General features: G+C 63.4%; 13 protein-coding genes. 6 read left to right on the forward strand and 7 right to left on the reverse strand.

The window, feature by feature from the left end:
* The first annotated feature begins 28 nt into the window (after positions 1-28).
* Positions 29-2,452, forward strand: coding sequence for a TonB-dependent receptor (locus tag J3B00_RS18305; protein WP_209869810.1), 2,424 nt, complete (start codon positions 29-31; stop codon positions 2,450-2,452).
* Between the two features lie 246 nt (positions 2,453-2,698).
* Here J3B00_RS18305 and J3B00_RS18310 read toward each other — a convergent pair whose 3' ends face one another.
* Positions 2,699-3,709 carry a bile acid:sodium symporter family protein gene (locus J3B00_RS18310; protein WP_209869813.1) on the reverse strand — a complete coding sequence of 337 codons (1,011 nt, stop codon included), beginning with the start codon at positions 3,707-3,709 and terminating at the stop codon, positions 2,699-2,701.
* 114 nt (positions 3,710-3,823) lie between these two features.
* On the opposite strand from J3B00_RS18310, the gene ampC reads away from it, so the two are divergent.
* The gene (gene ampC / locus J3B00_RS18315) at positions 3,824-4,963 is read left to right on the forward strand and encodes a class C beta-lactamase (protein WP_209869816.1); all 1,140 of its coding nucleotides are present in this window, start codon (positions 3,824-3,826) and stop codon (positions 4,961-4,963) included.
* 285 nt (positions 4,964-5,248) lie between these two features.
* Entirely contained in the window at positions 5,249-5,581 is a 333-nt protein-coding gene (locus tag J3B00_RS18320) for a hypothetical protein (RefSeq protein WP_209869819.1), read from the forward strand.
* 790 nt (positions 5,582-6,371) lie between these two features.
* On the opposite strand, the gene J3B00_RS18325 is transcribed toward J3B00_RS18320, so the two are convergent.
* The 6 genes from J3B00_RS18325 to J3B00_RS18350 all read right to left on the reverse strand — a co-directional run bounded on the left by J3B00_RS18325 (position 6,372) and on the right by J3B00_RS18350 (position 10,402).
* Positions 6,372-6,677, reverse strand: a complete 306-nt coding sequence (locus J3B00_RS18325) for a hypothetical protein (RefSeq protein WP_209869823.1) — start codon at positions 6,675-6,677, stop codon at positions 6,372-6,374.
* Positions 6,678-6,820: 143 nt separating this feature from the next.
* Positions 6,821-7,009: a hypothetical protein gene (locus tag J3B00_RS18330; protein WP_209869826.1), complete on the reverse strand. Its 189-nt coding sequence runs from the start codon at positions 7,007-7,009 to the stop codon at positions 6,821-6,823.
* Positions 7,010-7,145: 136 nt separating this feature from the next.
* Positions 7,146-7,466 carry a YbjQ family protein gene (locus J3B00_RS18335; protein ID WP_209869829.1) on the reverse strand — a complete coding sequence of 107 codons (321 nt, stop codon included), beginning with the start codon at positions 7,464-7,466 and terminating at the stop codon, positions 7,146-7,148.
* A gap of 54 nt (positions 7,467-7,520) precedes the next feature.
* A complete protein-coding gene (locus J3B00_RS18340) occupies positions 7,521-8,405 on the reverse strand; it encodes an EamA family transporter (RefSeq protein WP_209869833.1) in 885 nt (294 codons plus the stop codon).
* Between the two features lie 138 nt (positions 8,406-8,543).
* On the reverse strand, positions 8,544-9,299 hold the full coding sequence (locus tag J3B00_RS18345) for a class II aldolase/adducin family protein (protein WP_209874973.1): 756 nt from the start codon (positions 9,297-9,299) through the stop codon (positions 8,544-8,546).
* 59 nt (positions 9,300-9,358) lie between these two features.
* Positions 9,359-10,402, reverse strand: coding sequence for an ABC transporter substrate-binding protein (locus J3B00_RS18350; RefSeq protein ID WP_209869836.1), 1,044 nt, complete (start codon positions 10,400-10,402; stop codon positions 9,359-9,361).
* A 191-nt stretch (positions 10,403-10,593) separates the two neighbouring features.
* On the opposite strand from J3B00_RS18350, the gene J3B00_RS18355 reads away from it, so the two are divergent.
* The 3 genes from J3B00_RS18355 (at position 10,594) to J3B00_RS18365 (ending at position 14,575) form a co-directional block, all read left to right on the forward strand.
* Positions 10,594-12,546: an FAD-dependent oxidoreductase gene (locus J3B00_RS18355; protein ID WP_209869839.1), complete on the forward strand. Its 1,953-nt coding sequence runs from the start codon at positions 10,594-10,596 to the stop codon at positions 12,544-12,546.
* A 40-nt stretch (positions 12,547-12,586) separates the two neighbouring features.
* Positions 12,587-13,183, forward strand: coding sequence for a cupin domain-containing protein (locus J3B00_RS18360; RefSeq protein ID WP_209869842.1), 597 nt, complete (start codon positions 12,587-12,589; stop codon positions 13,181-13,183).
* Positions 13,184-13,267: 84 nt separating this feature from the next.
* Positions 13,268-14,575, forward strand: coding sequence for a substrate-binding domain-containing protein (locus tag J3B00_RS18365; protein ID WP_209869845.1), 1,308 nt, complete (start codon positions 13,268-13,270; stop codon positions 14,573-14,575).
* The last annotated feature ends 23 nt before the right edge of the window (positions 14,576-14,598 follow it).

A 14,598-nucleotide genomic window follows, 5' to 3' on the forward strand; every position in this document is an offset into this window, starting at 1 on the left:
TCACGCTGCCAGACAAGGAATGATCTGTATGAAGCACCCTTTGACCACTGCCGCGCGTCTCCCCGTACTGCTCCCCGTCGCCCTCGCCAGCTGCCTGCACGGCCAGGCTCTGCAGGCCGCCGAGGCCGCCGCCTCTTCCCTGGGCACGGTAATCGTCACCGGCAACCGCGGCGGTGAAAAACGCACCGTGACCACCAGCCCGGTACCGATCGACGTGATCAGTGCCAAGCAACTGCAAGAAACCGGCAAGCCCGGCCTGATGGAAGCACTCAGCGCCAGCGTGCCGTCGCTGACCCTGCCGGAAAAAACCGGCTGGGACGCCAGCGGCATGGCCCGCGCGCCCAACTTGCGCGGGCTCAATGCCGCCCAGGTGCTGGTGCTGGTCAACGGCAAGCGCCGCCACACCAGCGCCACCCTGAACATCAGCGGGATCAATGCCGGCGCCGCCCCGGCCGACCTCGACCTGATCCCGATCAGCGCCATCGACCACGTTGAAGTCCTGCGCGACGGCGCCGCCGCCCAGTATGGCTCCGACGCCATTGCCGGGGTGATCAACGTGATCCTCAAGGCCGACACCAGCGGCACCGCCGTGACCACTGCCGGGCAAGGCTACGACGGCAAGAAACAGACCGTGCAGCAGAGCCTCAACAAGGGCTTCGAGATCGGTCGCGACGGCATCCTCCAGCTCGCCCTGGACGCCCGCAGCCAGAACGACGACAACAAGGCCAGCGCCAACGGCTACAGCACCGCCGAAGCGCTGGACAAGGCCGGCAAGTCGACCTATGGCGGTTACGGCACGCCAAAGATCAACCTGCTGACCCTGGGCTACAATGCCGAACTGCCGGTAAACGACGACCTCAGCCTGTACTCCTTCACCACCTGGTCATATCGCAAGGCCGAGCAGGGCCAGAATTTCCGCCTGCCGACCATCGTCAACACGATCACCACCGGCCCCAACGGTTATCCCTCTGGCTACACCCCGACCTGGTACATCGAAGAGCACGACTTCCAGGCCGCGTTCGGCGCAAAGGGTTTGGTCGGTGAATGGGACTGGGACCTGTCCAGCACCTATGGGCGCAACGAGGCCGAGCAAGGCACCTGGAACAACCAGAACGCATCGCTGGGTGAGGCCACGCCGAATGACTTCGAGTCCGGGACCTGGATCGCATCGCAATTGACCAGCAACCTCGACCTGCGCCGCAGCTACGACATCGGCCTGGAAAAACCGCTGGACGTGTCCTGGGGCCTTGAGCAGCGGCGCGACAGCTACCAGGTAAAAGCGGGGGACTGGGCCAGCTGGGCAGACGGTGGCTACTGCATAAGCCCTGACAATTGCGCAGCCTCTGGCGCCCAGGTCACCAACGGCATTTCTCCCGCCGAAGCCACCAGCGCCAGCCGCAACAGCTACGCCAGCTACGTCGATGTCGGTTTCAATCCGCTGCCTCAGTGGTATTGGGGTGCGGCGCTGCGCTACGAGCACTACGACCGCGGCATCGGCGCCACACGCAGCGGCAAGCTGACCACCCGCTACGCGTTCACCCCGCAACTGGCGCTGCGCGCCACGGTGAGCAACGGTTTCCGCGCACCGTCCCTGGCCAACAGCCTGTTCAGCGCCCGCTCGACCACCTACGGGGTAGTCAACGGCGTCTACCAGTCGATCAACTATGGCGTGCTGCCGGTAGACTCCGCTGCCGCGCAGGCGCTCGGTGCCGAGTCGCTGAAGCCGGAGAAATCCACCAGCTACAGCCTCGGCCTGACCTGGCAGCCGAGTGATCGCCTGGCCTTTAGCGCCGATGCCTATGTGGTCAACGTGCGCGACCGGATCACCCTCACCGGCACCCTGCTCGGGCCAGAAGTGACCCAGACCTTGCTCGACAACGGCATCGACTCGACTTCGGGCGGCAGCTACTTCACCAACGGTGCCAACACCCGCACCAAGGGCCTCGACCTGGTCAGCAGCTATGACCAGGACCTCGGCGGCGCCGGCGCGCTGAAATGGACTGCGGCGTTCAACTGGAACGACACCGAGATTCTCGACTACAAGCAGAACGTCAACATTCTCGGCGCGCCGTATGAGCTGATGAACCGCGAGGCGCGCAACCTGCTCACCGAGGTGCAGCCGCACACCAAGCTGATCCTCGGGGCCAACTGGCGACTGGACAAGTACCGGGTAAACCTCGGCCTGACCCGCTACGGCTCCTGGAAGGAGGTCAATGCGGCCAGCGACCGCTCGCTGGATCGCGAGTACAAGGCACGCTGGATCACTGACCTGGACGTGGGTTATCAGCTGACCAAGGATCTGGAACTGGCGATTGGCGCGCGCAACCTGTTCGATGTCTACCCCGAGCGGCAGGCGCCCAGCAGCAAGACCATGGTCAAGGGCTACGGGGTGTATTCGCCGTATGGGTTTACCGGCGGTTACTACTTCGGCCGGGCGACCTACACCTTCTGAATTCGAGGAGCTCTTCGCGGGGCTTGCGCCAATGCCAGTCAGTTGAGACTTGCTCGACGGATCTGGGGCTGCCTTGCAGCCCTTTCGCGACACAAGGCCGCTCCCACAATATCCGCGCCTGCCCTCTAGACAGCGGCATGCACGATACTTGTGGGAGCGGCCTTGTGTCGCGATGGGCCGCAAAGCGGCCCCAGCTTCTTAACTGACTGACATCGGGGCTTGCCCCGCGAAGAACCGCGCAATTTGCTACTTGACTGCCTGCTGCTCGCCAACCTGCACATCCTCCTTGCGACTGGCATAGCGCTGCGCCAACACCGCACAGACCATCAGCTGGATCTGGTGGAACAGCATCAACGGCAAGATCATCGCGCCGATGCCACTGCCCACGAACAACACCTGCGCCATCGGCACGCCGGTGGCCAGGCTCTTCTTCGAGCCAGCGAAGAGGATGGTGATGCGGTCCTCCACACTGAAGCCCAGCGCCCGGCCAAGCACCCGCGTGCCCAGCAGCACCACCGCCAGAAGAATCCCGCAGACCGCGAACAGCCCGGCCAGGTGCTGAGGCGAAACGGTGTGCCACAAGCCGGTCACCACCGCCTCACTGAAGGCGGTGTAGACCACCAGCAGGATCGAACCCTGGTCGACCACTTTCAGCCAGCGCGCATTGCGCTTGACCCAGTCACCAATCCAGCGCCGCGCGATCTGCCCTGCGACGAACGGCACCAGCAGTTGCAGGGTGATCTTCAGCACGGCATCCAGCCCCGAACCGGTATCACCCGCAGCGCCCAGCAGAAGCATCACCAGCAACGGCGTCAAAAAGATACCCAGCAGACTGGATGCCGCAGCACTGCAGATCGCCGCAGGTACGTTGCCGCGGGCCAGCGAGGTGAAGGCGATGGCCGACTGCACCGTGGCCGGCAGAGCGCACAGATACAGCACGCCCAGGTACAGCTCGTTGCCCACCATCGGCACGAACAAGGGCTTGAAGGCCATGCCGAGCAGCGGGAACATGACAAAGGTGCAAGAGAACACCAGTAGGTGCAGGCGCCAATGGCCGGCGCCGGCGATGATCGCTTCGCGCGACAGTTTGGCGCCGTGCAGGAAAAACAGCAGGCCGATGGCCAGGTTGGTCAGCCAACCAAACAGCACCGCGCCCTCGCCCGAACAGGGCAGGAAGGTAGCTATCAGTACCACCCCGAGCAGGGCCAAGGTGAAGTTGTCGAACAGCATGCGCAAATACTTCATAACAGTTTCCATGTTGTCAGCGTGCAGAGCACGACGATAAGGTCTGCCGCCCGTCCTTGCTAACGCTGGAACTCCCGCCAGTGTCGCCCAACGGACACTGTCTCCAGCACAAGAACAGGTAACCTCATGCGCCACTCCCGTATTTGCCTCGCCGTGCTCGGCCTGGCCTGCTCGTTTGCCAGCAGCCAAAGCCTGGCCGATGACCTGCAACGCCAGGTCGATGCCATCATCGAACCGCTGATGCGCGAACACGCCGTGCCCGGCATGGCCGTGGCAGTCTTCGCCAACGGCCAGCCGCACTACTTCACCTATGGCGTTGCCAACAAGGCCGAACGGCAACCGGTCAGCCGCGAGACCGTGTTCGAAGTCGGCTCGCTGAGCAAGACCTACACCGCTACCCTCGCCGCCCTGGCCAGCGCCGAAGGCAAACTCGATCTAGACGCACCTGCCAGTCGCTACCAGCCGGCCTTGGCCAACGCCCCGCTTGGCCGGGCCAGCGTGCTCGAGTTCGGCGCCTACAGCGCTGACTGCCTGCCGCTGCAGTTTCCCGACGAGGTCACCACCGACGCCCAGGCCCTGGCCTTCTATCAGGCATGGCAGCCACGCACTGAGCACGGCACCCGACGCTGCTATTCCAACCCGAGCCTGGGGCTGTTTGGCGACCTGGCGGCACGCGCCCAGCAACAACCGTTCGCCCAGCTGATGAGCCAGTCTGTGCTACCGCAACTGGGCCTCAAGCACACCTACCTGCAAGTGCCCGCCGAGGCGCAGAGCCTGTACGCTCAAGGCTACGACGCCGAGGATCGCCCGGTGCGGGTCAACCCAGGCGTGTTCGCCGACGAGGCCTACGGCATCAAGACCAACATCGTCGATGCCCTGCACTATGTGCGCCTGCAACTGCAACCTGAGACCCTGACGCCCGTCCAGCAGCGCGCTATCGCCCTCACCCATACCGGGTATTTCAAGGTCGGTGACATGACCCAGAGTCTTGGCTGGGAGCGCTACGCGTATCCGGTGGCGCTCGACACTCTGCTCAAGGGCAACGGCGCCAGTATGGTCCACGAGCCTCAGGTAACCACCCGTTTGACCCCGGCCAGCCCGCCACAACCTGCCGCCTGGTACAACAAGACCGGCGCCACCGCAGGCTTTGGCGCCTACGTCGCGTTTATCCCGTCCAAAGGCGTCGGCATCGCCCTGCTTGCCAACCGCAACTACCCCAACGAGGCCCGGGTTGAGGCGGCATATCGGATCCTTTCCGGGCTGTAGGAAATGGATTGCCCGACAAGATGTAGTGACAAAAAATATTCACTACAAAACGGTTGACGCCGTTTATCGCGCTTGGGCATGATGAGGCTGTCTCCCTGATCGGGAGCGGTGGCAAGGGTGTTCCAGACGGCCTGCGCGGTAACGCAGGCCGTCCGTGGAGAGGGAACTGTCCAAAAGGCAGCGTGAGAAAGCCCCTGTTGCAATGCTGCTGTAGCAGCCTTGAAAGTGCGCTACATGGTGTAGCGCCCAGTGTGAACTCACTAATCGACGGGTAATGGGGGCTTTATGATGAACTTGAACGACAAACCGACTATCGACCAATTGGCCCAGCTGTTCGCTGCACGCAAGGACAGCCTCGACGACCATTTGCTGTGGCTCAGCCAGACTGGCGAGGTACGCCTCGACCGCCTGCCGCCAAACAGCGTTGAAGATGAATTCGAAACGCACCTGCCGAGCATGCGTGCACGGTTCAAGGTCTACCGCCGCGGCCAAGGCTTTGTTGGCAAGAAGGCCGCCGCCGACACCGAGTTCGTTGGCCGTGTGCTAGAGACACTGCAACAAGAGTGGCCCGCTGCCCGTGAGCGGCAGGCTGTGAAGGTGATCGACCCACTCAATTGAGCTTTACAGCGTTAATTGAAGCCCGGCCCGCAAGGCCGGGCTTTTTTGATTGTGGGTTAGCGCCCTTACCAGGGACCGCGGTGTATGGCACCGGCTTTGCCGGTGTTCGCGGGACGAGCCCGCTCCTACAGGATATGCGCAGTCCAAAGGGTCAGGTAAACCCTGTAGGAGCGGGCTTGCCCCGCGAACACCGGCGAAGCCGGTGCCATACACCACGGCGGCAGTACCGGCCTCTTCGCGGAACCAGCCCGCTCCAACAGGATATGTGCAGTCCAAAGGGTCAGGTAAACCCTGTAGGAGCGGGCTTGCCCCGCGAACACCGGCAAAGCCGGTGCCATACACCACGGCGGCAGTACCGGCCTCTTCGCGGAACGAGCCCGCTCCAACAGGATATGTGCAGTCCAAAGGGTCAGGTAAACCCTGTAGGAGCGGGCTTGCCCCGCGAACACCGGCGAAGCCGGTGCCATACACCACGGTGACTGTACCGGCCTCTTAGTGGAACGAGCCCGCTCCAACAGGATATGTGCAGTCCAAAGGGTTAGGTAAACCCTGTAGGAGCGGGCTTGCCCCGCGAACACCGGCGAAGCCGGTGCCATACACCACGGCGGCAGTACCGGCCTCTTCGCGGAACAAGCCCGCTCCAACAGGATATGTGCAGTCCAAAGGGTCAGGTAAACCCTGTAGGAGCGGGCTTGCCCCGCGAACACCGGCAAAGCCGGTGCCATACACCACGGTGACTGTACCGACCTCTTCGCGGGACAAGCCCGCTCCTACAGGATATGCGCAGACGTCACGCCTGAAGCCGCTGCGCCACCCTCTGCGGTAAAGCCAAAGCCCCAGTCGCCAGGGCCCGCCCCCGCTCCACACCCCAGACCAACGCCCGGGTCATGGTTTCACCTGGCCGCGTCGGGTAATACTCCTCCAGCAACGCCTTGCCATTCCTGGCATACAAGCCGATGAACAATTGCGTGGCGCCCAACCGCGACAGGCGTACCTGCACATCGATACTGGTGCCGTCGCTGAGCGCTTCATCGTGGCTGCGGCTATGCAACTGCGTATCGGCCCACTGCCAATAGGTCTCTTCCCTGATTCGCATCGCAATCAATCCTCCATTTCCGAAATACCGCGCAAGAAGACCACAGCATCGAGACGCACGCGAGCGCTACACACCAATGCCATGAGCAGGATCAACAAACGCAAAAAAAACCCCGCCGTTAAGCGGGGCGGTGTTGTGCTGGCTTACTTCTTGGTCGGCACCCGCGGGGTAAAGCGACCCTTTTTGCTGCGCTGCAAGGCGGCAGGCTGCAGTTGTTCCGATTCATCCAGTGTCATGTTGGCAAAGCCCAGGCGGAACGCGGCCTGGCCGCAACGCACCTGACTGTTGATCGGAAATGCATCATTCAAGTCTTCGAAAAAGGATTCGCTCATGCCCTGTCTCCCCAGATTGACCGTGTCGGCAAGCAGCGCGCTTGCTCGGTAAACCACGGTTTGCTGAACTGAGACTAGCCGGTCATTCTCGGACCGCCCGGACAAAACGCCCATGCCCGACCAGTGGCACTTGGCCTTACTTGAGCCGTACCGCCGTGCCGGTGGCGAATACCACGACCATGCCGCCCTGTACCGACGGCATGCTGATCTCGAAGTCGACACCGACCACCGCATCCGCGTGCAACTGGCGTGCCCGGGCGATCAGTTCTTCGGTGGCCTGCTCACGGGCCAGCTTCAGAGCGCCCTCCAGGGTCTGCGAGCGGCCGCCGAAGAAGTCGCGAAAACGCGCGAAGAAATCGCGCACAAAGTTGATCCCTTGCACCGATTCGGCGCTGACCACGCCCAGGTAGTCAGCAATCGGACGACCTTCGAGCTGGCTGGTGGTGGAAATGATCATGCTAGCGCTCCTCGTGCGGCCCCGGTCCTGATGGCCGGGGCAAAGAGCGCGATCTTAGCAAATCGCCGCGCGCAATCGCTGGCCCAGACGCGGGCCGAAGACATTGATCAGCAACCCCAGCATCACCAGCAACGCGCCCCAGCCCTGCAGCGCAGTGAGGCGCTCGTCGAGCAACCACGCCGAAGAACTCAGGCCGACCACCGGCACCAGCAACGAGAACGGCGCCACCTTGCCTGCCGGGTGGCGCGAGAGCAGCGTGCTCCACAGCGTGTAACCGAGCATGGTTGCGGCGTACGCAAGGAACAGCAGCGCCAGGACCGAGCTCCAGCCGAGATGGCTCAGCGCATGAGCAATGCGCTCTGGCCCCTCAAGCATCCACGACAAGGCGAGAAACGGCAGCGGCGGTATCAGCCCGCCCCACACCACCAGCGCCACCAGGTTCACCGAACCAAAGCGCCGCGTGATGATATTGCCCATACCCCACATCGCGCCGCCACACAGGGTCAGGAGCAGCGCAATCAACGGCACGTGGCTGCTGTTTTCGCTGCCGATCAGGGCCAGCCCGCCACCCGCGACCAGCAAGCCGACCAGGCTGGCCGGGCGCAACCGCTCGCCGAGAAACAGCGCGGCAAAACCCAGCGTGAAAAACGCCTGTGACTGCAGGATCAATGACGCCAGCCCCGGCGGCATGCCGCTATGCATGGCCTGGAAGAGGAAGGCAAACTGGCCGAGGGAGATCGTCGCGCCATAGGCGATCAGCCACCGCCAGGGCAGGTTCGGACGCTTGACCAGAAACACCGCGGGGAACGCCACCAACAGAAAGCGCAAAGCACCGAGCAACATTGGCGGCAAGCCATCAAGGCCGACCTTGATCACCACGAAGTTGACTCCCCAGACGATGATCACCACCAGGGCGATCAGCAGGTCCTTGACGGGCATGGCGACTTCCTTATTCAAGCTGTTATAGACATATTTCGTAACAGCATAAGGGCAATCGCGGCGCGGGGACCGGCACAGTTGCAGGACAGGGTTACGCAACAGTTTGCAGATGCTGGTGAACCGATCACTGTGCTGGCATCAATCTCGATAATCGGGCGCAACCTTGTCGAGCAAGCGCAACAGCGCAGCCCAGGCCAACTGCAGCGCGTCGGGGTCGGTCAGCTGCCCCTGCTTGGCCGGTAGCGTCGGGGCGTTAAATTGCCGCTCGGTATGCGCGCACACCTCATGCGCCGGTAGCACAAGCTGCCCGGCAGCTTGCGCGGCCAGCTGGATCTCGCAGGCTTTCTCCAGGTAGTACATGCGCAAGAACGCCTCGGCGACACTGCGCCCGACCGTCAGCAAACCATGGTTACGCAGAATCATCACCGGCTGCTGGCCCAGGTCGGCTACCAGCCGCTGTTGCTCATCAAGGTCCAGCGCCACCCCTTCGTACCCGTGATAGGCGACCCGGCCATAGAACTCCATGGAAATCTGGTTGACCGGCAGCAGCCCGCACTCCAGCGCGGCGACGGCGCAGCCCGCCCGGGTGTGGGTATGCAGCACGCACTGGGCATCGTCACGGGCCGCGTGGATGGCACTGTGGATGACGAAACCGGCCGGGTTGACCGGGTATGGCGAAGGCTCGACAGGGTTGCCGTCGAGGTCGATCTTGACCAGTCTGGAGGCGCTGATTTCGTCGAACATGAGCCCGTAGGGATTGATCAGAAAATGGTGCTCAGGCCCTGGTATACGCAATGAGATGTGAGTGAAGATCAAGTCGGTCATGCGAAAGTGAGCGATCAGTCGGTAACAGGCCGCCAGCTCTTCACGCAGGGTCTTCTCGGTGGAGGTCATTGTCATGGTTATTGTTCTCAAGGGTGTGAGGCCGCGTAGCGGCCCCGACAGAATCTACCTCACTTGGTCGCCCAAGCGGTGAAGCGCTGCTCCAGCTCCTCGCCATGGTCGACCCAGAACGCTACGTTCATTGCCAGCGCCCCTTGCAGGTTCTGCGGCGACGTAGGTACCCAGTTGGCCAGCGTTGCATCCAGTTTGGCAGCCGCCTTGGTATTGGTCGGCCCGTATGGAATCTGCTCGACGTAGCGTACCTGCGTATCCGGCTGGTTGGCGTAGCTGATGAAGCGCCGGGCCTGATCGGTATGCTTGGAACCCTTGATGATCGCCCAGTAGTCCATGCCATACAGGCTGCCCGGCCAGACCACCGCCAGCGGGCTGCCTTGCTGGGCGGCGACCGCGATCCGGCCGCTGTAGGTGGAGGTCATGACCACGTCCCCGGCCATCAGCCACTGCGCTGGTTGGGCGCCGGCATCCCACCACTGGATATAGGGCTTGAGCCCGCTCAGTTTGGCGAAGGCGCGGTCGACCCCGGCTGGCGTCGACAGTACCTGGTAGACATCTTCTACCTTGACGCCGTCGGCGAGCAGCGCGAACTCCAGGTTGTACACCGCACGTTTACGCAGGCCGCGCTTGCCGGGGTACTTCTGTACATCCCAGAAGTCCGCCCAGGACGTCGGCGCCTGGGCTAGCCGGGCTTTGTCGTAGGCTATCGCCACGCTCCACACCAACACCGCCGAACCGCACTCCTGGGCAGCATCGGCAATCAGCTCGGAGGCGTGACCAAGCTTCTGCCAGTCCAGCGGCTCATAGATGCCCTCCTCGCAGCCGCGCATAAGGTCCGGGCCTTCGATCTGTACGACGTCCCAGTCGACATTACCGGTGTCGGCCATCACTTGGATGCGGGCCATTTCGCCGTTGTATTCGCTCTGGATCAGCTTGCTGCCCTCCTGCGCACTGAACGGCTGGAAGATCGCCACATCCTGGGCCTTCTGACCTGCGCCGCCGTAGCCGACCACGACCATCTGCGGCGCCGCCTGTGCGCTGCCGAGTGCAAGCGTCAAGAGCGCTGCACACAGGGCTGATCTGCGGGGGAATGCTTGCATGGGTGGTTCCTCCTGCCGGTGCCTGCGCAGGGACGGCGCAGGCCCGTTTTCTTGTTGTTGTGAGGGTGCCCCTTTGGGCCAGGGGTGTGGGCAACGCTAGTCGGCAGTCAGTAAAAAAACAAGTTGATTTTTTACTGAGGCTACACTTTGATGAGTAAAACAATAATGACATCGCTCCGGAGCCTGCACCCATGCCGACCGCCTTTGCTCACCTGTTCGAACCCCTGCAGATCCGCGGCAAACAGCTGAAGAACCGCATCATGTCCAGCGGGCATGACACCTGCCTGCCCACAGATAACCTGGTCAACGAGCGCCTCATCGCCTATCAGCGGGCACGGGCCGAGGGCGGCGTCGGCCTGATCGTGCTGCAGGTGGCTGGCGTTCATGACAGCGCCCGCTATACCTCGCATGTGTTGATGGCGACCGATGACAGCTGCATCGACGGTTACCGACAGCTGGCCGAGGCTTGCCATGCGCACGGCACACTGGTGCTCTCGCAACTGTTTCACCCGGGGCGCGAGATCATGGAGTCGGCCGATGGCCTGCTGGCGGTGGCCTACTCGGCGTCGGCAGTCCCCAACGAGCGTTTTCGGGTGATGCCGCGTGCACTCGACCAAGCGATGATCGACGAAATCGTCCAGGGTTACGCCAGCGCAGCCAGGCGCCTGCACCAGGCCGGGCTTGACGGCGTAGAGGTGGTCGCCAGCCACGGCTACCTGCCGGCGCAGTTTCTCAACCCACGGGTCAACCGCCGCAACGATGGCTATAACGGCGGGCTGGAGCAGCGCCTGCGGTTTCTGCGCGAAGTGCTGGCAGCGATACGCGCGGCCACCGATGAGCAATTCATCGTCGGCTTGCGCATCAGTGCCGATGAGCGCGATCTCGATGGCCTCGACGAAGCGCAGTCACTGGCGGCGGCCGAAGCAGTGCAAGACCAGCTCGACTATCTGCACATTGTTGCCGGCACATCAGCGAGCCTGGGCGGCGCGGTGCACATCGTGCCGCCCATGGCCATCGAAGCGGCCTACCTGGCCCGCGAGGCAGGGACCTTCAAGCAGCACCTGCAGATTCCGCTGTTCGTCACCGGACGCATCAACCAACCGCAAGAAGCCGAACTGATCCTTGCCCGCGGCCAGGCCGATGTTTGCGGAATGACTCGAGCACTGATCTGCGATCCATTGATGCCGCACAAGACCGAACACGGTCAGGTCGAAGATGTGCGTGCCTGTATCGCCTGCAATCAGGCCTGTATCGGCCACTTCCACCGCGGCCTGCCGATCTCCTGCATACAGCACCCGGAGACCGGCCGCGAGCTGCAGTACGGCACATCCCAGCCGGCCACCGTGCGCAAGCGCATCATGGTCGCTGGCGGTGGCCCCGCGGGTATGAAAGCGGCCGCAGTGGCGGCTGCCCGAGGCCATGAGGTAACACTCTACGAAGCCGCCGCACAGCTCGGTGGCCAGGTATTGCTGGCGCAGTTGCTGCCGCGGCGCAGCGAGTTCGGCGGGGCCAGCACCAACCTGCAACGGGAGATGCAATTGGCGGATGTACGCGTAGTACGTAATACACGTGTCGACCGCGCACTGGTCGAGCGCGAGCGCCCTGACCTGGTCATTGCGGCCACTGGCGCCACGCCCTACTGGCCAGAGTTCGAACGTAGCGGCGAGCTGCAAGTGGTTGATGCCTGGCAGGTCCTGCGCAATCAGGTCACAGTCGGTCGCTCAGTGCTGGTGGTGGACTGGCGCAGTGACTGGATCGGCCCCGGCATCGCTGAGCGCCTGGTGCGCGAGGGCCATCAGGTGCATCTCGCGGTCAATGGCACCCATTGCGGTGAGAGCCTGCCGCTGTATGTCCGCGATCACCTGGCCGGCGAGCTGCATCGGCTCGGCATCCCTATCACGCCGTACGCTCGCCTCTATGGCTGCGACGACAATACGGTGTACTTGCTACACACGGCGAGCGGCGAACCGATGATCTTCGAGTGCATCGACACCTTGGTACTGTGCCTCGGCCACCAGCCGCTGGACACCCTGGCCGATGAGCTGGCCGGCCTGGTGGAGGTCCGCCGGATCGGCGACTGCCTGGCCCCACGCACGGCCGAGGAGGCGATCCACGATGGGCTGACGGTTGCCTGGTCGCTCTGAGGCTGGTCATACTGGCGCTTTCCCGATGGACCGACGTGCCATGAGCCAGCAATCACAGACGCCGCCGCTTACCGCAGAAGCCGCCCCGCAGTTTCTCGGCACCCGCATCCGCGGCTTGCGCAAGCGCCGCGGCATGACCCTGGCAGACCTGGCGCAACAGAGCGAACTGACCGCAGGCTACATCAGCCAGTTGGAGCGCAACCTGTCGTACCCGTCGATCCCGGCGCTGTTCAATATCGCCCGCAGCCTGGGCGTGACCATTCAGTGGTTCTTCGCCAGCGAGGCCAGTACCGCACCGGAAGACCAAGGGTATGTGGTGCGCCGCAACAGCCGGCTGAGCGTGCATTACGAGGATGGCATCGTCGACCAGTTGCTCACACCGCAACCCAACCGCGAGCTGGAGATGCTGCATTCACGGTTTCCGCCGGGGACCTACAGCCAGCAGAGCTACAGCCACGACGGGGAAGAAGCCGGCTACGTGCTGTCGGGGTGTTTTGAGCTGTGGGTCGGCGACCGTCACTTTCAGCTCAATGAAGGGGACAGCTTCAGTTACTCCAGCCAGGAACCGCATCGCTACGGTAACCCAGGAGAGGTCGATGCCGTGGTGATCTGGGTGATCACGCCGCCCACGTTCTAGTGTCGGGCCACGCCACTCACTGTCATCTACCCGTCATTCAACTGTCGTAATCTGCGCCGAATCTCTGTGCCACAGGTCTTCGGCATGCCCCGCCTCCTGCCCTTGCTGTTGCTGCTGCTTCCCCTGCTGGCCGTGGCCGAGCCGGCCCAGTTGCGCCTGCAAGGCTCGAATACCATCGGTGCCTCGTTGGGCCCAGCGTTGGTCCAAGGCATGCTTCAGGCGCAGGGCGCCAGCACCCTCGAGCGCAAGCCTGGCGCGGTCGCCAATGAAACCCGGATCAGCGCGCACGACCGCAACCGCCTGCCGATCAGTATCAGCATCGCGGCCCACGGCTCAAGCACCGGATTCGCCGCACTCGGCAGCGGCGACGCTGACCTGGCCGCGTCTTCGCGGCCCATCAGCGATAGCGAGGCCGACCGTCTGAGCGCACTGGGCGACCTGCGCAGTGCGAGCAGCGAACAGATAATCGGTCTGGACGGGGTGGCCCTCATCGTCCACCCCGACAACCCGCTGACCAAACTCACCACCGAGCAACTGGCACAGGTGTTCTCCGGTCAGATTTCGCGCTGGGAACAACTGGGCGTGCCGGGCGGGGCCATCCGGCTGTACACCAGGGACAATCGTTCCGGCACCTTCGAGACATTCAAGGCACTGGTGCTGGATGTTCATCAGCGCAAACTGGCTGCCAGCGCACTGCGCTTCGAATCCAGCGAACTGCTGGCCGAGCGGGTCAAGGCTGATCGCCAGGCCATCGGTTTCAGCAGCCTGGCTGCAGTGCATGGGGCCAAGGTCCTGGCCATCGCCGAAGGTGATGCACCGGCACTGCCACCGAGCCGAGCGCTGGTGGCGAGCGAGGACTATCCGCTGACCCGCCGGCTGTATTTCTACCTGCCAGACCACCCCACTGCGTTGGCACGCGCGCTGGCCGACTTCGCCCAGAGCCCGGCGGGCCAGGTGATCGTCGCCGAGCAGGGCTTCGTCTCCCAGCAGGTCAAGGCGCTGGCTGTCCCCCAGCAGGCCGACATGCCGCCGCGCTACCGTAGCCTGGTCGATGAGGCGCAGCGCCTGACGGTGAACTTCCGCTTTCAGCAAGGCAGTGCCAGCCTCGATAACAAGGCACTGCGCGATGTACGTCGGGTGACCGACTATCTGCGTCAGGCGGGCAAGTTGCACAACAAAGCGGTGTTGGTCGGCTTTGGCGACCCCAAGGAAACCCCAGGGCGAGCCGCCCTTTTGTCGCGGCTCAGGGCCATGGCGGTGCGCCGCGAACTGGCCCGTGATGGCGTGGAGGTCAGGGAAGTGACAGGCATGGGCGATGAACTGCCGGTGGCGGACAACGACGTGGAGCAAGGCCGTCTGCGTAACCGCCGGGTCGAAGTCTGGGTGTACTGAGATCCAGGCAAAGAAATGTAACA

Source organism: Pseudomonas sp. BP8, assembly GCF_017875955.1.
Classification (GTDB): Bacteria; Pseudomonadota; Gammaproteobacteria; order Pseudomonadales; family Pseudomonadaceae; genus Aquipseudomonas.

Bases quoted from the DNA above. Each gene is read 5' to 3' on its own strand.
- J3B00_RS18305 (WP_209869810.1), top strand. From the start codon at position 29: ATGAAGCACCCTTTGACCACTGCCGCGCGTCTCCCCGTACTGCTCCCC.
- J3B00_RS18310 (WP_209869813.1), bottom strand. From the start codon at position 3,709: ATGGAAACTGTTATGAAGTATTTGCGCATGCTGTTCGACAACTTCACC.
- ampC (WP_209869816.1), top strand. From the start codon at position 3,824: ATGCGCCACTCCCGTATTTGCCTCGCCGTGCTCGGCCTGGCCTGCTCG.
- J3B00_RS18320 (WP_209869819.1), top strand. From the start codon at position 5,249: ATGATGAACTTGAACGACAAACCGACTATCGACCAATTGGCCCAGCTG.
- J3B00_RS18325 (WP_209869823.1), bottom strand. From the start codon at position 6,677: ATGCGAATCAGGGAAGAGACCTATTGGCAGTGGGCCGATACGCAGTTG.
- J3B00_RS18330 (WP_209869826.1), bottom strand. From the start codon at position 7,009: ATGAGCGAATCCTTTTTCGAAGACTTGAATGATGCATTTCCGATCAAC.
- J3B00_RS18335 (WP_209869829.1), bottom strand. From the start codon at position 7,466: ATGATCATTTCCACCACCAGCCAGCTCGAAGGTCGTCCGATTGCTGAC.
- J3B00_RS18340 (WP_209869833.1), bottom strand. From the start codon at position 8,405: ATGCCCGTCAAGGACCTGCTGATCGCCCTGGTGGTGATCATCGTCTGG.
- J3B00_RS18345 (WP_209874973.1), bottom strand. From the start codon at position 9,299: ATGACCTCCACCGAGAAGACCCTGCGTGAAGAGCTGGCGGCCTGTTAC.
- J3B00_RS18350 (WP_209869836.1), bottom strand. From the start codon at position 10,402: ATGCAAGCATTCCCCCGCAGATCAGCCCTGTGTGCAGCGCTCTTGACG.
- J3B00_RS18355 (WP_209869839.1), top strand. From the start codon at position 10,594: ATGCCGACCGCCTTTGCTCACCTGTTCGAACCCCTGCAGATCCGCGGC.
- J3B00_RS18360 (WP_209869842.1), top strand. From the start codon at position 12,587: ATGAGCCAGCAATCACAGACGCCGCCGCTTACCGCAGAAGCCGCCCCG.
- J3B00_RS18365 (WP_209869845.1), top strand. From the start codon at position 13,268: ATGCCCCGCCTCCTGCCCTTGCTGTTGCTGCTGCTTCCCCTGCTGGCC.